The sequence below is a fragment of the Christiangramia lutea genome (genome assembly GCF_022489035.1).
Lineage (GTDB): Bacteria > Bacteroidota > Bacteroidia > Flavobacteriales > Flavobacteriaceae > Christiangramia > Christiangramia lutea.
On sequence record NZ_JAKVTV010000002.1, the window covers coordinates 235,345 to 261,252 of the forward strand.

The following is a 25,908-nucleotide window of genomic DNA, read 5'->3' on the forward strand; positions in this document are numbered from 1 at the left end:
TTTATAAATAAATAAATCCCGCTAAGTTTTAGCGGGATTTTGTATTTCAGGAAACACTGAATTTTAATTCGTTTCTATAAACCGAAGGAGACTTTCCGGTAAAGGACTTGAACTGTTTGTTGAAATGACTGAAATTATTAAAGCCACTCTCAAAACAAACATCGGTAATACTTATTTGTTTCTCATGAAGTAGTTTGGCAGCATGAGTAAGTCTATATTCATTGACGAATCTGGTGAAGGTTTTACCAGTGATCTTTTTAAAATATCTGCAGAAGGCTGGAATGGTCATGCTAACTTCCTGGCTTATTTCATCCAGACTAATTGATCTTTTAAATTCTTTTTTAACGAAATTGAAAATAATATTTATCCTGTCATTATCCTGAAATGAAGCTTCCAGGATAAAGCCTCCTGCATTCAGGATGGTGTAATTATCAGATTTTTCCAGTTCTTTCAGAACCTCAAGCAATCCCATTAATCTGGGAAATGCTTCCTTATTTTTGAGTTCTTCTATCCTGGCGCCAATCTGTCTCTTGGTATTACCGTGAAATACAATCCCTTTTTTGGCTCTTTCCAGTAGGTTTCTAATTCCAATTAACTCTGGGGATTGGAAAAAATTTTCTCCAAGCAAATCCTGCTTGAATTGAATGACCGATTCGCATTCATGGCCGGTAAGGCTATCTGTGAATGAACAATGGGGTAGAAGTGATCCAATAAGAATTAGGTCGCCATTACGATAATAAGAAATATGGCTACCTATTTGTCTTTTTCCGCAGCCGCCATTTACATAAACAAGTTCGATCTCGGGATGATAATGCCAGAAAGTATTTCTCTTATTATCAGGATTGCTATAATATGTTCTAAAGGAAAATGAACTGCCAAATTCGGGTTCTATCCTCTCTAGTGTTGGTTTATTTCCAGTATTCATTTGTGGCATATTTTCCTAAAATTAATCTTTGAGAATAAAGCTGAGTGTAACAAAATTATCAATAATATGTTCAATATTAACCGAAAACGTTTTCATTATATTCCAGATGGTTAAATAAGAACATAAACCTGCACATATCCTTCTACTATTCAAGGAGATATTAATCTAAGTTTGGTTAAGCTTTTAATTGAAGTCTAATTTAAAACCTAAGATTATGAAAAAGACATTTAAAATTTTGACGCTTGCGTTATTTCTATTAGTCAGCTTAAATTCAAGGGCGAACGACGGAATCGATTTAAAAGTAGGTGACCAGCAGTATCTTCTGGTAAGCCTTTCCAAAGTGGAAAAAGGAGCTTTGCTAAGTCTGTTAGGTGAAAATAAAGAGATCATATATAAAGACCGTATTCTGGAAGAGGATAGTATAACCAGGAAATTTGATTTCAATGGTCTTCCGGATGGTGAATATACGTTAAAACTAGACCGGGAATTCCATATTTCCACCTCTGTTATCACCAAAATCAAAGATAAATTGATTATAAATTACAGATCAAACCTTTTGATTTTTAAGCCTTTATATAGAGGTGATGAAGATCAGGTTTCTGTTTATCTGGCAAATCCTGAAAAAAATAGGGTAGAAATAAAAATATTTGATAAATTTGGCGTGCCTGTTGGGATATTAACCTGTAATGACTTGGTTATTAAGAAGAAGTTAGATTTCTCAGAAGTTCCTCCCGGTAATTATACTGTTCAGATTAAAACGAAAACCAACAACTTTACGAAGACGTTAGTTGTTGGATAAATTGAATTTTGGCTAATTCAAATAAAAAAACCCTCACTTTTCAGCGAGGGTTTCTTTTTTATTGGTCATCTATTTTTCGTTTGATCTTATCTATCGCATTTTGAATGGATTTCTCCGGTTCTATAATGTTATTACTTCCCCAGAATTCGGAATCAGAAAATCCTGAGACATCATCTACCATTACAATATTAGGCTTAATTAGATCTACAGATTTTTTCCAGTCATCACCGGCATAAGCCTGCCAGTCGGTTACAACCATCTCACTGTTGATCTTATATTTGGAATTAAATATCTTCCTTTTCCAATTCACGACATATTCCAATTGGGCTTTCCCATAAGCATAATGCCATTTTCCATCCTCCTGTGCATAATCAACCTGGTAACTTAATTCGGTAGGATATACCTTAGAACCATTAGGTTTCTTTTTAACGAACATTTCTGCGGCTGCATTACGGTCGTCCACATTCAAGTGATAGTCTGCTTTAACCAGAGTAGAGGTTTCAGCATCAATAAATAGCTTACCATAGTACCAAGGATCAGATTCATCTATTTCTTTGAAATCAACTACATAGGTAAAACGGTCGTTGATCTTAGTAGGATCATCAAACCTGTATTCATAACTATCCAGCATTTCCGGCCTTAACACATATTCGGTATATTTCATCATATCCAGATATAAAGTGTTAAACGGGCCACCTCTTAATTTTAGAGCTACCGTATCTAATTTATCATAATCTGTGCTCTTACGAGCTTTATAAATGGAAACAAGGTCCTTTTTTGCAGAATTATACGGGCTCTTAAAGATCTTAACCACTGCTTCGGAAAGGCTTACATTGCTCCATCCTTTTTTAATGGTTTCTCGGTAAAACGAGGTCATAAGGCTTTGATCTGAAAGGTAATTATCATCTTTTTTATCTAACATTTCTCTAACCAGCAAACGGGGATTGGTAGCTTTATAAAGGCTAACCTCAGTTAATTCCTCAACCGTTTCATCCAATTCTATCCTGGTGTTTGCACTTTCAAAATAGGTTAACGGAAGGGTTTTACTTTGAAAGCCAAGCACAGAAATAGTAACTGTTGCTTCTGTTAGATCTTCCGGTACTTTTAAAGAGAATTCACCATCAGAATTGGTAATAGTAGAGATATTACTATTGTTCAAGGCAAGATAAGCTGAAGAAATCGGCTTTCCATTTCGGGCATTTACTACCTCTCCCTTATACTCAACATATTTAATATCTGAAGGCTGAAAAGCAAAACTTTGAACAGCAACAAACAGAAAACTGAAAAGTATTAAAAGGAAGGGAGTCTTCACATTTAAATATGATTCATAGTGCTTCATAACAATTGTATTTATGATTGAAATAAACTTATACAATATAAGGAATTTATGGCTTAAAATGATGTGAATAGCCTTGAAATTGAAGTGAACAATTGCTAAAATATTATTTTAATAGTGGGTTTGTTGTGATTTTTTAAATTTGGTTTGTAAAAATAGATTAAAGACTTTCCAGATTTATAATGGGGAAAATCACATTTTTGAAACTTTAATTTAATCCGTTAATTTTGATAGAATATAGCGTAAGTTCTCTATTCACTGAATTTTATCCCAAAATGGTAGAAATTTCGGAATTTTATTTTCGAAGATTGGTGAAATGATAACTTGATTCAAGAAGACCAGTATTTAACATGTAGTGACATGTATTGCCTGAGATGGGAAGTAGGCATATGAAAATTCAGACAGATATTCCTTTTCAGTTTAACAGAAATACATTGAAAGATAATTTTTCACAAGGATCTCAATTTTACTCCGAATACAGACCCGGGTACCCTGAAGAGGTCTTTAATTTCATTAGGTCTCAACTTTCTGATACTGGTTTTGCATGGGATTGCGGCACTGGAAATGGTCAGGTTGCAGGTAAATTAGCAGAATTTTTCCATAGGGTGGAGGCTACAGATATTAGTGAAAATCAGTTAGGGAACGCTGTAAAAAAAGAAAATATTCATTACTCTATCCAGCCGGCAGAAAAGACCGAATTTAATGAAGATTTATTCGATCTAGTTATTTCGGCACAAGCGGTACACTGGTTCGATTTTGAGTCCTTTTTTGCTGAGGTTAAACGATGTATGAAACCTGACGGACTATTAGTCCTATTGGGTTATGGACTCTTTCAAAGTAATCCAGAAACGAATAAGGTCATTCATTATTTTTATCAGGACATTATAGGTCCGTTTTGGGATGAGGAAAGAAGGTATCTGGAGGAAAAATACCTTACGATACCATTCCCATTTAAAGAATTGGAAACTCCTGAATTCAGACATAAATATAACTGGACAATTGAACATCTACTTGGATACCTTAGAACCTGGTCTGCAGTAAAACATTTTGAAAAAAGTCAGAAAAAAGATCCGGTTTTTATGATAGAGACAGATCTTAGAAAAGCCTTCGGGGAGAAGAATCAAATTACCTTTCCTATTTTCATGAGATTGGGGAAAATTCAGGTTTTCTGACTATTATTTCTACAATAATCTTAGGCCCTTTAGCCCAGATTGGTACTTACTGCCTTTTTTATTTTGGTGGCATGAAATATGCTCCCTCCTGAAGCGTTAATCAAGTTGACCTAAATCGAAATTAATTATGAAGAGAATAATCTTCGCTATATCGGCTGTCTTTTTCAGCTTCAATGAAATGGATGCTCAAATTTATGCCGATAATCAAAATGCTTCAGTAACCGAACAGGTATTGAAAGAGCTTAATAGAGAACGTAGTTTGTTAAGCCAGAACCTGGAGTTTAGGATCAAGGAAATAGACTCCAAGATCACCAACCTGGATGAGAGCATTAAGAATTCAAACTCAGCATCAGAAAAAGTAGAGAAATTACTGGAAAGGGTGAAATACCTGGAAGAAAGACAGGAAGAAATAGATAAAAACACGGTGAGTGTTTATAAGTACAATTATAGTTCTGCTGTATTGAACCTGGCGTCTATGGAGAGGGAAATTAAACCTCTTAACCTGTTCAATACCTCCCGGGAGTTTTATTCAACTTTGGATGCCGTTGGAAATCCTATGAATTACGAAGGTTACCAGGAATGGTTCGGGAAATTCAAGGAATATATTGCCGAGGAAAAAGAGGATGAAGCAAGGCTTCAGGCATTGAACCATATGCTGGAGGTAACTGGAGACCTGGCAAAGGGAACACCTTTTACCGGAATGTTCGCAGGAAGCCTTTTCGATGGGATTAGTAGTTTTATAGGCTCACTTAACAGGAGGGATAAGGAATTGAAAGAACAAAGTATGCAAATGCTTAAGTTAACCACCTCGATAGCTCAATTCACTCACGATAAAGACCTTATAGAAACCGAATGGGAAGCTATTACCAAAAGTCTTAATGAGCTCAAAGAACTTCAAAATAAGGCGATGGAAGATAACCTGGTGGAGATCCTGGATATAAAGAAAAAGGATTTCACTGAAAACTTCACGAATGAGACCGACGCAAAAAAGCGTACTCAATATGTCCTTGATATTTCAAAGATCGCTGAAAATAAGATCGTGGAGGAGCGGAAAACCAATCCTGAAAACTGGAAACAGGAATATCATGATCAAATGCTCGTTGTGCAGAACCTGAAAATTAGGTTTGGAATGTTGACATTCAGGATTCTTGAGAACCTGGAGAAATATGAAAAACTGATCCATAAATATCAAAAAGATCCTTACTTGAAGGATGAAATGCAAAACCTGAAGCTAAAACTGGATATGGTGAGAAATAGTTTTGAATCTACTTTCAATCCCCAGGAATATATCAAAGCTTCTAACGAAATGTATATAGTGGAATAACACAAGTAGAGCCTCAATTTTGAGGCTCTATTTTTTAAAACTTGTTCAGCTCTAATCTTCCTTATTATAGTAACCCAGGATACCTTTAATTCCCCGAATAGGAATTAAGATCCATTCCCGGCGGTTATCGATTTCATAATTCAACTCAGATAGGGCTTTTTCGAGCAGGAAAGTATGCATGAGAATTTTAAAATCCTCAAGTTCTTGCGGAATGTAATCTTTACCCTTGGCCTTATCATTATAACCTTTTATATATAAGCGGCTTATGTAATAATGCCAGGTTTCTGCCCATTCCTCCAGGTTTCCTTCCTTACGCTGTTGATCATATTCCGAAGAAAGGATGTTGCTATAGGCGGCATAATGGAGAGAGCGAATCATAGCCGCCAGGTCGCGCATAGCAGACCGGCGTATTCTTCTTTCGCTGAATGATTTTGCGGGATCACCTTCGAAACTATTCATGATATATTCCCTGCCTGTCCAGAGGATCTGCCTAAGGTGATAATCACCGTGAGTTCTAATTTTCATCACAGGGATCTTATGGTCATAGATGTCTTTAAAACATTTTAATATTTCGTTCTTTAGACCTATCACTTCACCGGCTTCCCTGGCTGTATCTTCCGGGAGTTCGCTTAAAATTGATTTAAGTTTTTGCAGGCTGGTTCTGGTTAGGGTCTGAAGTCCAGAAAACAGGGACCTTTGGTAATGGAGGGAAGATTCTTCCTTGTCAAAATCTTTATCTGAAGAATGCTGGGATAAGGCATCATGTAACTCGGCAGTAAATTCACCAAGTTGGTAAATCCTTTCTGGTAAAATGATCCCTGATAGTTCTTTAAATTCTACAGGGAAGTCTTCATAACTCAATGCCTCGGTAATTCTATTCAAAGGCCTTTTAATTTGAAATTCCTTATTAGATGTAAGAACTCTCTCGAAATACCTGTCTAAGGAATCTTTTACATGAGACCATACTTCACCTTGGTTTTCAATCATCTCTTGCATCATACCGAAGAAATATGGTTTTCCGGTTTTACGATTAAATTTAATGGCTCCGGCATATCCTGAGATCTTTTCAAAATCGGTTTTTGTTGAAAGGAATTTAATGGTTTCCACATCTGGATTAAAGGTTTGATCGAGTCGCCTGTAGAGCTTTAAGATCAGTTTATTATCATAGGTAATAATGGTTTGGCGTTTTTCAGTACTCACCAGTTCCGATCTTGGTTCTGCGTCCAGGGAATCTAAAATTGTTTTATTTGCTGAAAACTCTAATTCTCCAGAACCTGCTCTGGATTTCTGAGATTTGCGAAAACTATCGATCAAATGATCTCTAAAATCTTCAGCGTAAACTGAATCAAAAAGATATCCTTCGTCCTTATCAATTTTCAACTTTGCAATAATTCCTCTTTTCGGAATTTCATTCAGAAGATTTTCGTTTTCCATAGCTGAAAAAGAAACGGGTAGCTGGTATAATTCTGGTAATCCTTCGTTATAAGTAACTTCCAGTACCAGGATTCTTGTAGGAAGGTTTTTAATTTTTACTTCAACCGATTCTTTAATTGTAATTTCCTGGATTATTCTACCTGCGCTTTCGAACCATCTTCGGTGGTCCAGGTAAGGCGGGAGGATCTGCCCTGAAAGTTTCTGAAGGGTTCTGTTTTTCAATAGATTACTCCAGTTATCTATGTTTAAAGCCGGTATCTTGCTTTTACCCTCAACTCTTTCTCTTTCTTTTTCAAGTACAAACCAGTAATATCCATAAGGGGAAAGAGTAAAAAGGTATGGCCTTTCTGAAATCACAGGAAACCTGTTATGGCTAAAGACCTCCACAGGAGTGTAACCCTTAAATTCTTCCAGGTCAATCTCGGCGGGTTGGGAGAACCTGGAAAGATTTCCCAGGACAAGAATCTTTTCATCCTCAAATTTTCTGGTGTAAGCTATGATCTTTGAATTTGCTGGTGAAAGGAATCCTATATCCCCACGGCCGAAAGCCTTATATTTTTTACGCATTCCTATGATCCTTTTCATCCACCATAAAAGCGAAGATGAGATCATTTGCTGTGTTTCTACATTTATGGATTCATATTTATATTCAGGGTCTATGATCAAAGGGAGGTATAATTTCTGAGGGTTTGCAAGTGAAAAACCTGCATTTCTATCGGCTGACCATTGCATTGGTGTACGAACCCCGTCACGGTCACCAAGGTAGAAGTTGTCTCCCATGCCAATTTCGTCACCGTAATAGATGATGGGTGTTCCTGGAAGGGAAAAAAGTAGCACATTCATCAACTCAATTTTACTTCTATTGTTTTCCAGTAGTGGAGCCAGCCTGTGCCTAATTCCAACATTGATCTTCGCCTGGGGATCCTTCGTGTATACTTTATACATATAATCCCGTTCTTCATCGGTCACCATCTCCAGGGTAAGTTCATCATGATTTCTAAGGAAAATTCCCCACTGGCAGTTCTCAGGAATTTCAGGAGTCTGATCTATAATATCAATTATTGGATATCGATCTTCCATCTTTACAGCCATGAACATTCGGGGCATAATTGGAAAGTGATAGTTCATGTGACATTCATCCCCGTCTCCGAAATAGGCTGCAGAATCCTCAGGCCACATATTGGCTTCAGCAAGTAAAAGCTTATCATCATAATTTTTATCTACATAAGCTCTTAGGTCTTTAAGGAATTCGTGAGTTTGTGGCAGGTTTTCACAATTGGTGTCTTCTCTTTCGAAAAGGTAGGGTACGGCATCCAGCCTGAACCCATCTACACCCATCTTACACCAGTAGTCCAGGATATCAAATACTTCCTGCTGAACTTGAGGATTGTCAAAATTCAGGTCGGGCTGGTGAGAAAAGAACCTGTGCCAGTAATATGCCTGAGCCTCTGCATCCCAACTCCAGTTCGATGGTTCAGTATCTGTAAAAATGATCCTGGCGTCCTTATATTTATGGGGATCGTCGCTCCAAACATAATAATTTCTTTCCGGGGAACCTGCGGGGGCCTTTCTAGCTCTTTGGAACCATGGGTGCTGGTCTGAAGTGTGATTTATCACTAATTCCGTGATCACCTTTAAACCTCTGCTATGAGCTTCTTCGATGAACTTTTTAAAATCTTCTACATTTCCGTAAGATTCATTAATCGAGTAATAATCGGCGATATCATAACCATCATCTCTTAATGGAGAAGGATAAAAGGGTAGTAGCCAGATCGCAGTGACTCCAAGGTCTTCGAGGTAATCGAGTTTTTGCAATAAGCCCTCAAAATCGCCAATTCCATCATCATTACTATCAAAAAAAGCCTTTATGTGCAGCTCGTAAATTATTGCGTCCTTGTACCAGAGATTTTCTTTTTCGGTTGATTTTTTAGGCATAAAAAATGTTTAAGTGATTAAGAATCAGGAATCAGTCTTCCGTTTAAAATTATAAAAAACTAAAAGCCTCTACAGTTAAAGGAATATTAAACAAAATACAGTTTCAGCCTTAGGATAAAAAAATAAATCTTTCCTTGAATGTTCGTAACTACCTGTTTTACAGTATTATTTATTATATTTAGACTCCCAGCCTGACCTAAAAGATCCTTCAAAAACATTTTTCGGAATTAATAATTAATCAACTAAAACCATTGGAATTATGAAAAGACATCTGTCCGTTCTATTATTATTGTTGCCTTTTTTAATGGCATCACAGGAAATTGTAAAACCTGAAAAAGCGAAGCCAAAAAATACGGTAAATGAATACCATGGAATAAAGGTGGAAGATCCCTACCAGTACATGGAGGATCTTAGTGATCCGGAAGTAATCAATTGGATGAAGGCAAATACCAAGTATGCTGAATCTGTCCTGAATTCTATTCCAGGAAAGAAGGAAATGATTAGCAAGATGGAAGAAATGGATAGTAGAACAGCTTCCAGGATTAGTAATTTAAATATCACCAATAACGATTTATACTATTATTTGAAAACTAGACCAGAGGACCAGACGGGTAAATTGTATTTCCGTAAGGGTTACGACGGAAAAGAGATATTATTGTTGGATCCAGATAAGTATAAAAATGATTCAGGAAAGACTTACACAATTTCTTCGGTTAATCCGGATAGGCTAGGAAACAAGGTAGGGGTGATACTTGCCCCAGATGGTTCTGAAAATGGTGAACTTCTGGTATTAGATCAAACCGGTGAACAAATTGGTGAAACCCTGGAACTTGTTGAGGGTATGAGCTGGACCGCTGGGGATAACTCATTTTATTATCTTAAACTTAATTCTCCAGATATTTCAGATATGGAGAGACAGATGAATTTAAAGGTATATGAGCATAAATTGGGTACGGCTCAGGCTAATGATAAGGAAGTATTTAGCAGCGCCAAAAACCCTGAATTAAATATCAAACCTGAAGAGATACCAATTTTAATTTATGATAAGGAGATGGATAGAAACTTCGGGATTATTGTTACTGTAGACAGGGCTATAAAGTTATATGTAAACGATAAGGATCTGGCCGGAGAATGGGAACAGTTAACTTCGCAAGACGATAAGGTAAAGGATTTCAAAACAAGTGAAAATGAAATCTATTATTTAACCTTTAATAATGCTCCTAATTTTAAGATTACAAAAGCTTCCAAAGGTAACCTGGCATTTTCAAATTCTAAGGTAGCTATCCCAGAACCTGAGATTGGACCTATAGATAATTTTACTCTTACCCAGGATGGTTTGTACTATACCGTAAAATCCAACGGTGTAGAGACTAAATTCTTCTATAAAGCCAATAATAATGATGTGGCTCAGCAAATAAAACTTCCAAAAACGGCAGGTTCTGCTTCGATATCATCCAAAGGACCAGACCATGATGATATTTGGGTGACCATTACGGGATGGACTACACCTGGAAAACGATATAAATATGTACCGCAATCTAATGAATTTATAGATCAACCTATGTCTTCAGAAGCGGAATATCCAGAACTCAAGGATCTTGTTGTAAAGGAGGTAATGGTGGAGTCGCATGACGGAGTGATGGTTCCGGTTTCTATAATCCATAATAAAAATATCAAGCTGGACGGTTCTAATATCACAACTATGTACAGCTATGGATCATATGGAATTTCTACAGGTCCCTTTTTTAGCCCACTACTATTGATCCATACTTTATATGGAGGAGTATTTGTTGTTCCACATGTGAGAGGTGGAGGAGAGTTAGGTGACAAATGGCACCGTGCAGGGCAGAAAACAAATAAGCCGAATACGTGGAAAGATGCTATTGCCACGGCTGAATATTTAATTGAAAAGGGTTATACTCAACCCGAAAAACTATCTTTTTTTGGAGGTAGTGCCGGCGGAATTCTTGTTGGAAGGGCAGTAACTGAAAGACCAGAACTTTTCTCAGCAGTTTCACCTTTGGTTGGTGCAATGAATACGGTAAGAATGGAAGAATCTCCAAACGGCCCGGTAAATGCTCCTGAATTTGGAACAGTAAAGGATCCTGTAGAATTCAAAGCTTTGTTGGAAATGGATTTTTATCATCATGTAAAAGAGGGTACCGAATATCCAGCTATGCTGGTAACCTCAGGAATGAACGATCCAAGGGTTATTGCCTGGGAACCGGCTAAATTCGCAGCAAAAGCTCAGGTGGCTAATACCTCTGATGATCCGATATTATTGCTAACCGATTTTGATAGCGGCCATGGCTTGGGGGATACCAAGGCAGAAAATTTTGAAAAATATGCTAACATTTTTTCCTTTTTTTACTGGCAGGCAGGACATCCTGATTTTCAGCCACTAAAAAATCTTATTGACTAATCTATCCTAATTTGGAAGATTGATGATCCGCAGAAAGTATCTTATTTTCTGCGGATTATTTTTTAAGTCCAAATCCAACTAAGCTTGCAACTAATCCCATTAAATTCTCATTTCTAATACCTATCTTTGCAGCCGCAAAAACAAAGCATCAAAATTATATCATATGAAAGCTGGAATTGTAGGACTTCCTAACGTTGGTAAATCGACACTTTTTAACTGTTTAAGTAATGCCAAGGCTCAAAGTGCAAATTTCCCATTCTGTACTATTGAACCTAACGTGGGAGTGGTGAATGTTCCAGACCAGAGATTATTAAAACTTGAAGAACTTGTAAATCCTGAAAAGGTGATCCCTGCAACTGTTGAGATCGTTGATATCGCCGGACTTGTAAAAGGAGCCAGCAAAGGTGAAGGTTTAGGAAACCAGTTTCTTGGAAATATCAGGGAAACAGATGCCATCCTTCATGTTTTAAGATGTTTTGAAAACGATAATATCGTCCACGTTGATGGTTCTATAAATCCTATAAGGGATAAGGAAACCATCGATATGGAACTTCAGCTTAAAGACCTTGAAACCGCTGAAAAAAAACTCGATAAGGTAAAAAGAGCAGCGAAAACCGGGAATAAAGAAGCCCAAAAAGAAGAAGCTGCTTTATTAAAGGTCAAAGCAGGATTGGAAGCTGGAAAATCTGTTCGTGCCATTGAACTTGGTGATGATGAGAGAAATGAATTTATAAAACCATTACAGTTTATTACAGATAAGCCAGTAATGTATGTTTGTAATGTAGATGAAGGCGCTGCTGTTGATGGTAATGACCACGTTGAGAAAGTACGTGAAGCCGTAAAAGAAGAAAACGCTGAGGTGCTAGTACTGGCTGTTGGAACAGAGGCTGATATTACTGAGCTGGATGATTTTGAAGAAAGACAGATGTTCCTTCAGGATATAGGTTTAGAGGAGCCAGGATCGGCTAAATTAATTCGAGGAGCATATAATTTACTGGATCTTCAAACATATTTTACTGCCGGAGAGAAGGAAGTTAGAGCCTGGACTATCCCGGTAGGAGCTTCTGCGCCACAGGCAGCCGGGGTGATTCATACCGATTTTGAAAAAGGATTTATCCGCGCCGAGGTAATTGGCTATGATGATTATGTGAGCTTTGGAAGTGAGGCCAAAGTTAAAGAGGCGGGTAAAATGCGCGTAGAAGGAAAAGAATATATTGTTAAAGATGGAGATGTTATGCACTTCCGTTTTAACGTGTAACTTATTCTTTTTTTAAGATTCTTTCTAAATTTTTACTGGAATGAACCCGGTAAAAATCTGCTAACTTTCGATTTTCTAAGCAATTAACATTTATTCTAAAATCTTTGTTAATTACTTTAGTGCTGAACTATTTTAGTTTTTTAGCTATTACCTTATATTTAGGGCATAACTCCATTACTACCTATGAGCGAGAATACTAAATATACCGAAGATAATATTCGGTCATTAGACTGGAAAGAACATATTCGTATGCGTCCCGGGATGTACATCGGGAAGTTAGGAGATGGTTCCAGTCAGGATGACGGGATTTATATTCTGCTGAAAGAAGTTATAGATAACAGTATCGACGAATTCGTGATGGGAGCAGGGAAGACCATTGAGATCTCTGTTCAAAACCAGCGCGTGATCGTTCGTGATTATGGTAGAGGAATTCCACTTGGTAAAGTGGTGGATGTTGTATCCAAAATGAATACTGGTGGTAAGTATGATACCCGCGCCTTTAAAAAATCTGTGGGACTTAATGGTGTTGGTACCAAAGCGGTAAATGCGCTTTCTTCCTATTTCCGAGTGGAATCTTCCCGTGATTCGAAAAGTCATGCTGCCGAATTTGAGCAGGGGGAATTAAAAGATGAAGAACACCTCGAGGAAACATCAAGAAGGAGAGGAACAAAAATCACCTTTATACCAGATGAACTTATTTTCAAAAATTATAAGTTCAGAAATGAGTATATCGAAAAGATGCTTAAAAACTATGTATACCTGAACCCAGGTTTAACCATAGTTTTTAATGGCGAAAAGTTCTATTCAGAAAATGGACTAAAAGATCTTCTGGGAGATAGCATTCATGAAGATGATATGCTTTATCCTATTTTGCACCTTAAAGGGGAGGATATTGAAGTTGCCATTACTCACAGTAGGTCTCAATATAGTGAAGAATACCATTCATTTGTGAATGGTCAGAATACTTCTCAGGGAGGTACACACCTGGCGGCTTTTAGAGAAGCCATTGTGAAAACCGTGCGTGAGTTCTACGGAAAAAATTATGAAGCCAGCGATATCAGGAAATCTATAGTCGCGGCGATCAGCATAAAAGTAATGGAACCCGTTTTCGAAAGTCAGACGAAAACAAAGCTTGGTTCTACAGATATGGGTGGAAAACTGCCAACGGTACGAACCTATATCAATGATTTTGTTAAAAGGAATCTCGATAATTACCTACACAAAAATCCCGAAACTGCTGAAAATCTTCAGAAGAAGATCCTTCAGGCTGAAAGAGAACGTAAAGATCTTTCCGGAATCAGGAAACTGGCTAAAGACAGGGCAAAAAAAGCCAGTCTGCATAATAAGAAATTACGTGATTGCCGGGTACATCTTGGTGATAGCAAACACGAGCGTTGTCTTGAAACTACGCTTTTCATTACCGAGGGAGATTCGGCGAGTGGTTCAATAACCAAAAGTAGGGATGTAGTTACACAGGCAGTTTTCAGTTTAAAAGGGAAACCTTTAAACTCTTACGGACTTTCGAAAAAGATCGTTTACGAAAACGAAGAATTCAACCTGCTACAGGCCGCCTTGAATATCGAGGAAGGTCTGGAAGACTTGAGGTATCATAATATTGTGATCGCTACAGATGCCGATGTTGATGGTATGCACATTCGCTTATTATTGATCACATTCTTCCTGCAGTTCTTCCCTGAACTTATCAAGGAAAACCATCTATATATTTTACAAACTCCACTTTTCAGGGTGCGTAATAAAAAGGAGACCATTTATTGTTACAGCGAGATGGAACGTAAAGCAGCCATAGAAAAGCTGAAAGGTAAAGTCGAGATTACCCGATTTAAGGGTCTTGGTGAAATTTCTCCAGATGAGTTTGTTCATTTTATAGGTGAAGATATACGTCTGGATCCTGTAATGCTTGATAAAGATAAATCTATTGAGGAAATGCTTAGTTTTTATATGGGTAAAAACACTCCAGATCGTCAGGAATTTATCATAGATAACCTGAAAGTTGAACTTGACCTAGTTGAAGAACTTGGAATATGAGATTTACCAATAGAAATGAGGTTAAAATAATACCGTCTATTTATATTGTCTTGATTGCGGTTTTTGTTACCAATGTTTTTGTGAACATTGAGATCATGGCATCCTCCGAGACCGAACAGGAAATTACCTTTAGTCATTTTGTGCCTAATATTCTCACCTTGCTTCTTGGAATTTATGTTCATAAAATAGGGCAGGTATTCGAATTCGACAGCGATGGTGAAACTTTGAATTTTAAAAATAACGGAGTCTTTTTTTCTAAATTCATGGAATATAGAGTTAAAAAAGCTGAATTCCCGAAACGTAAATTGGGCAAATTTGATTTTGTAGATTTTGGAATTTATTCAGCTTTGACCATTTATATTCGGTCAAGAAGAAAGAAAGGCTATAGAAAGTATACTTTCAATACAACATTTTTAACCCGAAAAAAGAAAAGGGGAATGGTTGATTCCTTAAACAAGGTATTAGAAACCCTTCCCAAACCTACTGCCTAATGGAAGAAAACCAAGAAGGAGCTCAGGACGAGCAGTTTGAGAATAAGGAAGAACTTATAAAGGTAACCGGCATGTATAAAGACTGGTTCCTGGATTATGCTTCATACGTGATCCTGGAACGAGCTGTGCCTGCTATCGAAGATGGTTTTAAACCTGTACAGCGTCGTATCATGCATTCCATGAAAGATCTTGATGACGGACGGTACAACAAGGTTGCCAATATAGTGGGGCATACCATGCAGTATCATCCTCATGGTGATGCTAGTATCGGTGACGCCATGGTACAGATAGGGCAGAAGGATATTCTTATAGACACACAGGGTAACTGGGGTAATATTCTAACCGGCGATCGTGCCGCTGCACCTCGTTATATTGAGGCCAGGCTCTCAAAATTTGCCCTGGAAGTTCTTTTTAGTCCGAAACTTACCGAATGGCAACTTTCTTATGATGGTAGAAAACAGGAACCGGTAAATTTACCTGTAAAGTTCCCGATGCTTCTGGCTCAGGGTGCTGAAGGTATTGCTGTTGGATTAAGTACCAGGTTTCTTCCGCATAATTTCAACGAACTTATAGATGCTTCCATAAAGCATTTACAGGGAAAAAGTTTTAAGCTTTATCCCGATTTCCCAACGGGTGGTATTGCAGATATTTCCAATTATAATGACGGAAAACGCGGCGGAAGAGTAAGAATAAGGGCGAAGATCAACCAGCTTGACAAGAATACGCTGGTTATAAATGAAATTCCTTATGGAACGAATACCTCCAGCTTAATAGATTCTATATTAAAAGCGAATGATAAAGGTAAGATCAAGATCAAAAAGATCGAGGATAATACAGCTGCAGAAGTTGAGATCTTAATTCATCTCCCTAATAATATTTCTCCAGATAAAACCATTGATGCTTTATATGCTTTCACTCAATGTGAAAATTCATTAGCGCCATTAGGTTGTGTGATCATCGATCATAAACCGGTTTTCCTAGGAGTTTCAGATGTTTTAAGAAGATCTACAGATCATACTTTGCATCTTCTTAAGAGAGAACTGGAGATCAAACTCGATGAACTTGAAGAGCAATGGCATTTTTCTTCCCTCGAAAGAATTTTCATCGAAAATCGTATTTATCGTGATATCGAAGAGGAGGAAACCTGGGAAGGAGTGATCCAGGCGATCGATAAAGGTTTAAAACCACATACAAAACATCTAAAAAGAGATGTAACCGAGGAGGATATCGTTCGATTAACTGAAATTCGGATCAAAAGAATTTCAAAATTTGATATCGATAAAGCTCAGCAGAAGATCGAAGCTCTTGAGGATGAGATCGCACAGGTAAAACATAACCTGGACAATATTGTTGATTTTGCCGTAGACTATTTTAGAAAACTGAAAAAAGATTACGGCCAAGGAAGAGAACGTAAGACTGAATTAAGATTATTTGAAGAAATTGAAGCTACCAAGGTAGTAATTAGGAATACCAAGCTTTACGTGAACAGGGCTGAAGGATTCGTTGGAACCTCACTTAAGAAGGATGAATACGTGACGGATTGTTCAGATATTGACGATGTAATCTGTTTTACGGCAGATGGCAAGATGATGGTGACCAAGGTTGATACCAAAACCTTTATCGGGAAGGATATCATTCACGTGGCGATCTTCAAAAAGAAGGATAAACGTACAATTTATAATATGGTATACCGGGACGGTAAGGCCGGGAATACTTATGTGAAACGATTTGCGGTAACTTCAGTTACCCGGGATAGAGAATACGATCTAAGCCAGGGAAAGAAAGATTCGAAAGTGCTTTATTTCTCTGCCAATCCTAATGGTGAAGCCGAAGTGGTTACCGTTTTATTACGCCAGGTAGGAAGCATTAGAAAAGTAAAATTCGACCTGGATTTTGCCGATGTATTGATAAAAGGGCGAAATGTAAAAGGAAATATAGTTACCAAGTACTCTGTTAAGCGTATCGAATTAAAAGAAGAAGGAGTTTCGACTTTGAAGCCGCGCAGGATCTGGTTCGACGAAACCGTAAAAAGGCTTAACGTGGACGAAAGAGGTGAACTTCTGGGCGAGTTCAAGGGTGAAGACAGGTTACTCATCATTACTCAGGATGGTGTGGTGAAAACCATTAAACCTGAATTAACTACAAGATTTGACGACGAGATCATTGTTCTGGAGAAATGGTCTAAAGATAAACCGGTTTCTGCAATTTACTGGGAGCCTGAAAAGGAACGCTATTATGTGAAGCGATTCCTGATAGAACAACCAGATAAGGAAGAGAAATTTATCAGCGATCATGAAGATTCATTCCTGGAACTGGTTTCTACTGATTATTATCCGATGGCAGAAATAGTTTACACCAAGCCAAAAGGTAAGGAGCGACGTGAAAATGAAGAGGTAAATCTCGCCGAATTTATTGCCGTGAAAGGAATCAGGGCTTTAGGGAATCAGCTTACTTCAGAGAAGGTTAACCAGATAAATCTTCTTGATCCTATGCCTTATGAGGCGCAGGAGAAGGAATCTTCAGAGGAAGATTCAGATTCTGAAAAACAGGATGAAATTACCGGAGAGGATATCAAATCTGGAGATATAAAACAGCCTGAAAAGAAAAAGAATTCAGATGAACAACCATCTTTATTTGACGAATAATGGGTCTAATTAAGGAGTTTAAGGAGTTTGCCGTAAAAGGCAATATGATAGATATGGCGGTGGGGATCATCATCGGTACCGCCTTCAACAAGGTTATTGATGTCCTGGTGAAACAGATACTAATGCCTCCCTTAAGCATGCTCACCAATGGAGTGAATTATGCCAGTAGAAAGATAATCCTGCAGGAAAGTTCTGGAACCAAAGGAGAGCCAGGTTTTGTTGAGGAAGTTTCCATTGGATACGGGTTATTGATCGAAACTTTAATAGATTTCCTTGTAATAGGATTTGTAGTATTCCTGGTGGTTAAATTTATGAACCGTTTTCGAAACAAGGCCCAGGATCCTAAGAATGAAAAAGTGGTCACCCCGAAGGATATTGAATTGCTGTCTAGCCTGAACGATAAAATGGAGGAGCAGAACAAGTTACTTAGAGAAAGGCAGAACTAATTTTCGACCACTCTCTTTACTTTTCCTTTAGCTTTTTTGGGATCGCCTACTAATCCATATTCAAACGTGTAACCTTTGGAAGTTGTAGAGAGAATTTTTATATGAATGGGTTTTTCTTCGGCCATTCCCTCAGGATTCGTATTCTTGAGAATATATTCACAATCATTTATCCAGCGAACTGTAGAAGTATCGGTCTCACCCATGAATTTTTCTACTTCAAGGCTGTCGTTACGAATAAATCTGCTCGTTACCAGCTCTCCGTTGATAAAGCTTTCAAATTCATAAGTACCGGTTCTATGGTCTTTACAATTTCTTTCAGGGTTAAAACAGGCAGATAGCAGAATAAGGCTTACTAAAGCGGTCAATTTTTTCATACCGCAAAATAATCCATTTTAAATCTAATAATCAATTTTCAAAGGCATCAAAACTACCGTCTTTATAAAAGATCACGATACGTTGAATTTCCTTTCCGGATTTTCCCGATGGCATGGATGCAAAAGACTCTGGAGAAGCTGTTTGAATATTTTGTGCTGAAGAAGAAGGGACTTCAGTTTTAACTTCTAATTCTTTCTTTTCAATTTGAGGGTCAGCTCCTGGAGTAGAGGGAAATTTTCCTTTTCCATTTAAGAGCCAGTATAATTCTACCTCAGGAAAATTCTTTACCACCTTCATTACAAAATCCAGGCTAGGTTTATTTCTACCAGATAGGATATGAGAAATCGAGGAGCGGCCAACTTCGATTTTATCAGCAAAAGAAGCAGCAGAAAGATCATAAAAATCTAGGATCTTATTGAGCCTGTAAGCAAACTTTTCGGTGTTTACCATTGTAACATGTTTTCGTTGTAAAGTCCTGTTACAAATGTAAATAATATTTACAAAACAACAATATTACATCTGTAAACAGACTGATTTAAAGTAAATTTATACTTCATATAGATATGTGTAAATAACTAAAAAAGAGTCTATTAGATTGTAAAATAAATTATATTGGATTTTTTCCAATCCCTTCGTTCTTCAGGTGTGGACTGGTGTTTACATTTGTTTACAATAACAAATAATTTTATCATTTACATTTGTAAATTATACATTGTTTAGTTTTGTAAACATGAAAAATAAAAGGCTTGAAAATCTATTTGTCGAGGACTACTATCTAAGTGTGAAAATTGAGGAAATTTCCGGGAGGTACATTACTAATAAAGATCTGGAATTGGTCCAGCAAAAATTGGGGGATAAATTCAGAATTGATAAAATTGGAAATTCAGTAAAAGGTGAATCTATAAGTTTAATAAGATTAGGTTCGGGAAAAATCAAGATCCTGGCCTGGTCTCAAATGCACGGAAATGAAGGAACAACTACTAAAGCTGTATTCGATCTTTTAAACGCTTATGATCTTGCCGATGACAATACTCAGCTTTCTGAGATTTTTCAAAAATGCACTTTGTATATTATTCCTGTATTAAGCCCAGATGGAGCCAGGGCATATACCAGGGTGAACGCCAATCAGGTAGACCTGAATAGAGATATGCAGGATCTTAGTCAGCCGGAAAGTAAGTTGCTAATGGAACAATACAAAAAGATACAACCGGATTTCTGTTTAAATCTGCATGATCAGCGTACTATCTTTAGTGCTGGTGAAAAACCTGAACCTGCCACCCTGTCTTTCCTGACACCTTCAATGGATAAAGCGCGGACTATAGATGTGTATAGAAAAAAGAGTATGGCTGTAATTGCTGGTATAGCACAGGATTTGTCCGCAGAGCTTCCCGGTAGGATTGGTAGGTACGGCGATGCATTTAATATCAATTGTGCCGGAGATACATTTCAGAACTTATCAACGCCCACAATTCTTTTTGAGGCCGGACACCATCCAGGGGATTATGAAAGGGAAGTTACCCGAAAATTTATATTTAAAGCACTTATTTCCTGTATTTATCAAATTTCCAACGATCCTGATGCAGGTCTTTATCAGGAGTATTTTAAAATACCTGAAAACAGAAAGCTATTTAATGATGTAGTGATAAGAAATGCCAAAATAAAGGGTGAAGATTCTGAAGTCGCTATTCAGTTTAAAGAAATTTTAAAGAAAGGGCGGGTAGATTTTATTCCGGAAATAGTTGAAATGAATAAAAAAATATCAAATTTTGCTCATCGTGAAATTGATGCCGAAGGAAAAGAAATCCAATTGGCGAATAGTTCTGAATTTGGCGAAAACGTTATAGTTGATAAAATAATCATAAATAATACAGAATTGCGGGTTAAATACGAGTAAATCTCGAATTAATTGTCAATAATTCAATGATTTTGTATTAATTTTGAGGTTCATTAAAAAAAGACCTTGAAAATGGCCAAGTTTAAATTAGACGAAACAGATCATCAGATTCTCGATATGCTAATCGAGAATACCAGAACTCCATTTACCGATATTGCGAAGAAACTTTTGATTTCTGCTGGAACTGTTCATGTGAGAGTAAAGAAAATGGAAGAGGCAGGAATTATTATTGGTTCTTCCTTAACCTTAGATTATAAAAAACTGGGCTACGCCTTTATTGCTTACGTGGGTGTATTTCTTAAAAATACTTCACAAACTAAATTTGTGCTGGAGAGAATAAACGAGATACCTTTTGTTACTGTGGCACACGTTACAACTGGCAAATTTAACGTATTCTGTAAAATACGCGCTAAAAATACCCAGCACGCTAAGGAGATCATTTTCCAACTTGACGATATTGAAGGAGTTTACAGAACCGAAACTATGATATCATTAGAAGAAAGTATCAACGATAAAAAACGTTTGATGCATTCTATTTTCCAGGAAATGTAATAATCCTAAACTTATATTAAAGACCCTTTAGGCTATTACGTTTAAAGGGTTTTTTTATAATTTTAAAGCAATAGACCATCCAAAAATTTAAATATGCACAGAGAACCGAGATTAGATAGATTTAATGACAACGTGCTGGCTAAATACCAGGTTTATAACAGTATTTTCTTAACCCTACCTTATGATGAAATAAAGCAAACCGGAGTGCTGCTTCCTCTTTTTCAGGATATATGCGAAGCCGGGTTCAAGGAAAATAAAAACCCTACAGAAATCGTAGAACGGTTTTTTGATAAGTATGGGGAAAATCCTTCTGAACAGGATAAGATCGATCTTCTTTTTCGATTTATTCAATATATAGAAAGACAGGTTGTATTATTTGATGCCATTGAAGATGCATCTTTTTCCATTGTTAATAACATGGATGGACGTGGTACCCTTAGAAGTGTAAAGGAGGAGGCAGAGGCAAAACAAAAGGTTGATGAACTTAAGGTTTATCTGAAAAGATTTAAAGTAAGGCCAACCCTTACCGCGCACCCAACCCAATTCTATCCGGGTACGGTCCTTGGAATTATCACAGACCTTGATAATGCAATAAGGGAGAACGATCTTGTTAGGATCAAGCAATTACTGGCACAGTTAGGGAAAACACCATTCTTTAAAAAAGAAAAACCAACTCCTTATGACGAGGCAGTGAACCTTATATGGTATTTTGAAAATGTATTTTACCAAAGTGCCAGTAGGATTCACAATTATATTCAGAATAATATTTTTGATGGGGAAGATGTTGGTAATCAGGTTATAAATCTTGGATTCTGGCCAGGTGGGGATCGTGATGGTAATCCATTTGTTACTACAGATATCACTTTGAGGGTTGCCAAAAGATTGAGAAGAACTGTTCTCCTCAATTATTACAGGGATATTAGGGAGTTGAAAAGGAGACTCACCTTCAGGGGTGTTCACGAAATGATGGCTGAAATCGAAAAAGGCCTTTATGACTCTGCAATTTCCAGATCTGGTGATATTAAACTACCACTTGAAGATCTTAAGCATAAACTGCATTCAATCAAAAAGATATTAGAAGAGAGGCATCAGTCATTATTTATTGAAGAGATTAATGACATGATAAACAAAGTGAACCTCTTTGGTTACCATTTTGCGACTCTGGATATCCGTCAGGATTCGAGCAAACACCAGGAGGTAGTAGATGAAATCATAAAATTAAAGCCTGATCTATTACCTTCAGATTTTAACGATTTAGAAGATGAGAAGCAAATAAAGATCCTTAGTGAGGTTCAGGGAAAAATAGATCCCAACGAGTTTGAAGAAGGGATGGCGAAATCTACTATCTCATCAATCTATGCGATGCAGGAGATTCAGGAGAAAAGTGGAGAGCCCGGAGCCAACAGGTATATCATTAGTAATTGCGGCAGTGTACAGGGTGTGCTTCAACCATTTTCTTTCCTTAGAATGACTGGCTGGGAAAAACCTAGCGTAGACGTAATTCCACTTTTTGAAACCGTACCTGATCTTCAGGATGCTCACAACGTGATGGAAAAACTTTACAACAATCCGGTTTATAAGGAGCATCTGGAGCGCAGAGGGAATAAGCAAACCATAATGCTTGGTTTTAGTGATGGAACTAAAGATGGTGGTTACCTTATGGCAAACTGGAGTATATTTAAAGCTAAAGAAGCTCTAACTAAGATATCCAGAGAATATGGAATTAAAGTAGTCTTCTTCGATGGTAGAGGAGGGCCACCTGCCAGAGGTGGAGGTAAAACTCACCAGTTTTATGCTTCTTTGGGACCTTCTATCGAAAATGAAGAGATTCAATTAACTGTACAGGGGCAAACCATTAGTTCTAATTTTGGTACCAAGGATTCGTGTACTTATAACTTAGAACAACTTTTAAGTTCTGGTGTTTCCAACGAGATCTTTAGTAACGGTAAAAATGAATTAAAAGAGGAGGATAGGAAAACCATGACAGAGCTTGCCGAGATCAGCTATGAAACCTATACCAATTTCAAGAAGCATCCTAGATTCATCCCTTACCTGGAGAAGATGAGTACCTTAAAATATTACGCTAAGACTAATATAGGTAGCCGTCCATCCAAGAGAAATAAATCTGCCGAATTAAACCTGTCTGACCTTAGGGCGATACCATTTGTAGGAAGCTGGAGCCAGTTGAAACAAAATGTTCCAGGATTTTTCGGAGTGGGCACGGCTATGGAAAAACTCGAAAAAGAAGGGAAATTCGATAAGGTGAAGGAATTATACGACAATTCGGAGTTTTTCAGGACCCTTCTTGAAAACAGCATGATGAGTCTTACAAAGTCATTCTTTCCTTTAACTGCTTATATGAAAGATGATGAGGAGTTTGGAGAATTCTGGGAATTGATCCATGAGGAATTCGAAAGGTCCAAGAAAATGCTTCTGAAAGTTACTGGTTACGAGAAACTGATGCAAAACCAGCCTGCTGGTAAAGCTTCTATAGAGGCCAGGGAGCGTATAGTTCTTCCATTGCTTACCATTCAGCAACATGCTCTTCGCGAAATTCAGCATTTGAGTAAGGATGAGGCAAACAATGAAGAAAAACTGGAGATTTATGAAAAGATCGTTACCAGATCTTTATATGGAAATATTAATGCCAGTAGAAATTCTGCTTAAATGAAAAAATCTCAATTAACAAATGGTGAATTCGGTGAATTTTACGCGGGTTATATAAACAGGTTGGATGATGAAACCGAATTGGTTCAAGGTTTGAATAAAAATACGGCTGAAATGCTTGAGTTTTTCAGATCTATTCCAGCAAATAAATGGAGTCATCGGTATCAGCCTGAAAAATGGAGTCTTTTGGAAATGGTTCAACATATTATCGATTCTGAAAGGATTTTTCAATATCGCGCACTGTGTTTCGCCAGAAATGACCAGAATTCCTTACCGGGTTTCGATCATGATCTATTTGTTCTGAATTCAGGGGCAGAAAACCGTACCGGCGAAGAACTGATCGATGAATTTGAAGCAGTAAGGAAATCAAGCAATATTCTTTTTCAAAGCTTTTCAGAAAAGATGTTGAAAATAATTGGAAATATGAATGACGTGAATACATCTCCCAGGGCTATTGGTTTCATCATTCAGGGTCATGCATTACATCATCGCGAAATTATTCAAAACAGGTATCTTTAATGTGGAAGGCTTTTAGAGTATTTCTGAAGCTTCTAAAAAAATCCTATTTAAGCTGGGAGAAGAATGGTGCCTATGCCCGTAGCGCTACAATAGCTTATTATGCCCTGTTCTCTCTGCCATCGTTATTGATTATTATTGTAAGTATAGCAGGTTACTTTTATGGCAGGAAGGCTGTACAGGGGCGTATCACCGGAGAAATAGGTGATTTTATTGGGAGGGATACAGCCAACGCGGTTGAGGCTATGATCGAGAATGCTGCTTTGAACCAGGATTCTACTTTAACCATTATTTTTGGTTTTTCCATGCTGATATTTGGTGCTACCGGGGTATTCTTTCAGTTGAAGATCGCCATGAATAATATCTGGAATGTGGCAGCGAAAAGAACCAACTTTTTAAGGCTGGTGCTGGATCGTGTCATCTCGTTAGGAATGATATTCGTTCTTGGCCTGTTATTGCTCATCGCCATGGTTGTCTCTACATTATTAAAGATGGTTGCGGGACAAGTTGAGAGCATCTTTCCTAATGTAACCGAATTCATGATAGAAATCGCCAACTATAGTCTTTCTTTTTTATTTATAACGACCTTGTTTGCTGCGATCTTTAAGTTACTGCCTGATATTAAGATCCGGCTTAGAACCACCTATGTAGGAGCGGCATTAACAACCGTCCTGTTTTTGATAGGAGAGACTCTCATTAGCTTTTATTTCGGGCAAAGTTCTCCGGGTTCGGTTTACGGCGGCGCCTCATCTGTTGTCTTAATATTACTTTGGGTTTATTTTACCTGTTTGATTCTGTTCTTCGGCGCCGAATTCACTGTACAATATGCTTTACTTCGCAGGGAAAAAGTTGTTCCGAATAGATTTGGTGAGCCAGCGATTTATCAGGAAATGGCAAAACTGGAGGAGCGAAAAATGGAGTTAAAGGACGAAAAACGTATCCTCGATAAATTAAAATCACACCTGGATATTGATGAGCAGGAAAATTCGAAGACCTAAAATTTTCATCCTTAATAAAGGTTTAACTCTTGAACCCTTAGTTTTAGTAGCCTCTTAATACATTTTCATCTAGTTCATGATTATTTTTGGGTGAACTAAAAAAATGAAAATTATTATGGAAAAGAGAATTGCAATTTTAGCCACAAATGGATTTGAAGAAATCGAACTAACCTCTCCAAAAGAGGCAATGGAGAAAGAAGGATTCAAAGTAGATATCGTGAGTCTTGAAAAGGGAAAGATCAAATCCTGGGATACAGATAACTGGGGAAAAGATTTTGATGTAGATTTTACTCTTGATGAAGTTTCAGCAAAGGATTATAATGCGCTTGTTCTTCCGGGAGGAGTAATTAATCCAGATAAGCTAAGAAGGGAAGAGTCTGCTTTAATATTCGTAAGAGACTTTTTTAAGCAAAGTAAGCCCGTTGCAGCTATTTGCCATGCGCCCTGGACACTGATTAGTGCAGATGTTGTTGAAGGCAGGACCATGACCTCTTTCAGTTCTATTAGGAAGGATGTTGAAAATGCAGGTGCACTATGGGTTGATGAAGAAGTAGTGGTAGATGAAGCTTTTGTAACCAGTAGAAATCCTGATGATCTTCCTGCTTTCAATGCAAAGGTAATTGAAGAAATTAAGGAAGGTAAGCATGATCTTCAGCATGCATAGGAAAATTTA

The 25,908-nt window shown here is 37.5% G+C and carries 20 protein-coding genes; 15 read left to right on the plus strand and 5 right to left on the minus strand.

Annotated features, from left to right (window positions below; all coding sequences use genetic code 11):
• Nucleotides 1–46: 46 nt before the first annotated feature.
• Complete coding sequence (locus tag ML462_RS07405) at nt 47–925, minus strand: AraC family transcriptional regulator (RefSeq protein WP_240713171.1); 879 nt, start codon at nt 923–925, stop codon at nt 47–49.
• 214 nt (nt 926–1,139) lie between these two features.
• On the opposite strand from ML462_RS07405, the gene ML462_RS07410 reads away from it, so the two are divergent.
• A complete protein-coding gene (locus ML462_RS07410) occupies nt 1,140–1,724 on the plus strand; it encodes a T9SS type A sorting domain-containing protein (RefSeq protein WP_240713172.1) in 585 nt (194 codons plus the stop codon).
• A gap of 58 nt (nt 1,725–1,782) precedes the next feature.
• Here the strand turns inward: ML462_RS07410 and ML462_RS07415 are convergent, their stop codons facing one another.
• A complete protein-coding gene (locus ML462_RS07415; RefSeq protein ID WP_240713173.1) occupies nt 1,783–3,063 on the minus strand; it encodes a carboxypeptidase-like regulatory domain-containing protein in 1,281 nt (426 codons plus the stop codon).
• 386 nt (nt 3,064–3,449) lie between these two features.
• On the opposite strand from ML462_RS07415, the gene ML462_RS07420 reads away from it, so the two are divergent.
• The gene (locus ML462_RS07420) at nt 3,450–4,232 is read left to right on the plus strand and encodes a class I SAM-dependent methyltransferase (RefSeq protein WP_240713174.1); all 783 of its coding nucleotides are present in this window, start codon (nt 3,450–3,452) and stop codon (nt 4,230–4,232) included.
• 127 nt (nt 4,233–4,359) lie between these two features.
• Nucleotides 4,360–5,556: a hypothetical protein gene (locus ML462_RS07425; protein ID WP_240713175.1), complete on the plus strand. Its 1,197-nt coding sequence runs from the start codon at nt 4,360–4,362 to the stop codon at nt 5,554–5,556.
• Nucleotides 5,557–5,607: 51 nt separating this feature from the next.
• Here ML462_RS07425 and treS read toward each other — a convergent pair whose 3' ends face one another.
• Nucleotides 5,608–8,925 (minus strand): maltose alpha-D-glucosyltransferase, encoded by a 3,318-nt coding sequence (treS, locus tag ML462_RS07430; protein ID WP_240713176.1) that lies wholly within the window; start codon nt 8,923–8,925, stop codon nt 5,608–5,610.
• Nucleotides 8,926–9,184: 259 nt separating this feature from the next.
• On the opposite strand from treS, the gene ML462_RS07435 reads away from it, so the two are divergent.
• The 6 genes from ML462_RS07435 to mscL all read left to right on the plus strand — a co-directional run bounded on the left by ML462_RS07435 (nt 9,185) and on the right by mscL (nt 18,233).
• Nucleotides 9,185–11,347, plus strand: coding sequence for a prolyl oligopeptidase family serine peptidase (locus ML462_RS07435; RefSeq protein ID WP_240713177.1), 2,163 nt, complete (start codon nt 9,185–9,187; stop codon nt 11,345–11,347).
• Between the two features lie 163 nt (nt 11,348–11,510).
• Nucleotides 11,511–12,605 carry a redox-regulated ATPase YchF gene (gene ychF, locus ML462_RS07440; protein ID WP_240713178.1) on the plus strand — a complete coding sequence of 365 codons (1,095 nt, stop codon included), beginning with the start codon at nt 11,511–11,513 and terminating at the stop codon, nt 12,603–12,605.
• 183 nt (nt 12,606–12,788) lie between these two features.
• The gene (locus ML462_RS07445; RefSeq protein WP_240713179.1) at nt 12,789–14,651 is read left to right on the plus strand and encodes a DNA topoisomerase IV subunit B; all 1,863 of its coding nucleotides are present in this window, start codon (nt 12,789–12,791) and stop codon (nt 14,649–14,651) included.
• Nucleotides 14,648–15,142 (plus strand): hypothetical protein, encoded by a 495-nt coding sequence (locus ML462_RS07450; RefSeq protein WP_240713180.1) that lies wholly within the window; start codon nt 14,648–14,650, stop codon nt 15,140–15,142. The genes ML462_RS07445 and ML462_RS07450 overlap by 4 nt, the downstream gene beginning before the upstream one ends.
• Nucleotides 15,142–17,787 (plus strand): DNA gyrase/topoisomerase IV subunit A, encoded by a 2,646-nt coding sequence (locus ML462_RS07455; protein WP_240713181.1) that lies wholly within the window; start codon nt 15,142–15,144, stop codon nt 17,785–17,787. The genes ML462_RS07450 and ML462_RS07455 overlap by 1 nt, the downstream gene beginning before the upstream one ends.
• Nucleotides 17,787–18,233 carry a large conductance mechanosensitive channel protein MscL gene (gene mscL, locus ML462_RS07460; RefSeq protein ID WP_240713182.1) on the plus strand — a complete coding sequence of 149 codons (447 nt, stop codon included), beginning with the start codon at nt 17,787–17,789 and terminating at the stop codon, nt 18,231–18,233. Before ML462_RS07455 ends, mscL begins: the two co-directional genes overlap by 1 nt.
• On the opposite strand, the gene ML462_RS07465 is transcribed toward mscL, so the two are convergent.
• On the minus strand, nt 18,230–18,607 hold the full coding sequence (locus tag ML462_RS07465; protein WP_240713183.1) for a DNA topoisomerase IV: 378 nt from the start codon (nt 18,605–18,607) through the stop codon (nt 18,230–18,232). The genes mscL and ML462_RS07465 overlap by 4 nt on opposite strands.
• A gap of 31 nt (nt 18,608–18,638) precedes the next feature.
• Complete coding sequence (locus tag ML462_RS07470) at nt 18,639–19,058, minus strand: helix-turn-helix domain-containing protein (RefSeq protein ID WP_240713184.1); 420 nt, start codon at nt 19,056–19,058, stop codon at nt 18,639–18,641.
• 280 nt (nt 19,059–19,338) lie between these two features.
• Here ML462_RS07470 and ML462_RS07475 point away from each other — a divergent pair, with 280 nt between their 5' ends.
• From ML462_RS07475 to ML462_RS07500, 6 genes are all read left to right on the plus strand, one after another.
• Nucleotides 19,339–20,502: a M14 family zinc carboxypeptidase gene (locus ML462_RS07475; protein WP_240713185.1), complete on the plus strand. Its 1,164-nt coding sequence runs from the start codon at nt 19,339–19,341 to the stop codon at nt 20,500–20,502.
• Nucleotides 20,503–20,574: 72 nt separating this feature from the next.
• Nucleotides 20,575–21,054, plus strand: coding sequence for an Lrp/AsnC family transcriptional regulator (locus tag ML462_RS07480; protein ID WP_240713186.1), 480 nt, complete (start codon nt 20,575–20,577; stop codon nt 21,052–21,054).
• Nucleotides 21,055–21,147: 93 nt separating this feature from the next.
• Nucleotides 21,148–23,721 carry a phosphoenolpyruvate carboxylase gene (locus ML462_RS07485; RefSeq protein ID WP_240713187.1) on the plus strand — a complete coding sequence of 858 codons (2,574 nt, stop codon included), beginning with the start codon at nt 21,148–21,150 and terminating at the stop codon, nt 23,719–23,721.
• Nucleotides 23,722–24,240: a DinB family protein gene (locus tag ML462_RS07490; RefSeq protein WP_240713188.1), complete on the plus strand. Its 519-nt coding sequence runs from the start codon at nt 23,722–23,724 to the stop codon at nt 24,238–24,240.
• A complete protein-coding gene (locus ML462_RS07495) occupies nt 24,240–25,235 on the plus strand; it encodes a YihY/virulence factor BrkB family protein (protein ID WP_240713189.1) in 996 nt (331 codons plus the stop codon). Before ML462_RS07490 ends, ML462_RS07495 begins: the two co-directional genes overlap by 1 nt.
• A gap of 115 nt (nt 25,236–25,350) precedes the next feature.
• Entirely contained in the window at nt 25,351–25,899 is a 549-nt protein-coding gene (locus ML462_RS07500) for a type 1 glutamine amidotransferase domain-containing protein (RefSeq protein WP_240713190.1), read from the plus strand.
• Nucleotides 25,900–25,908: the final 9 nt, after the last annotated feature.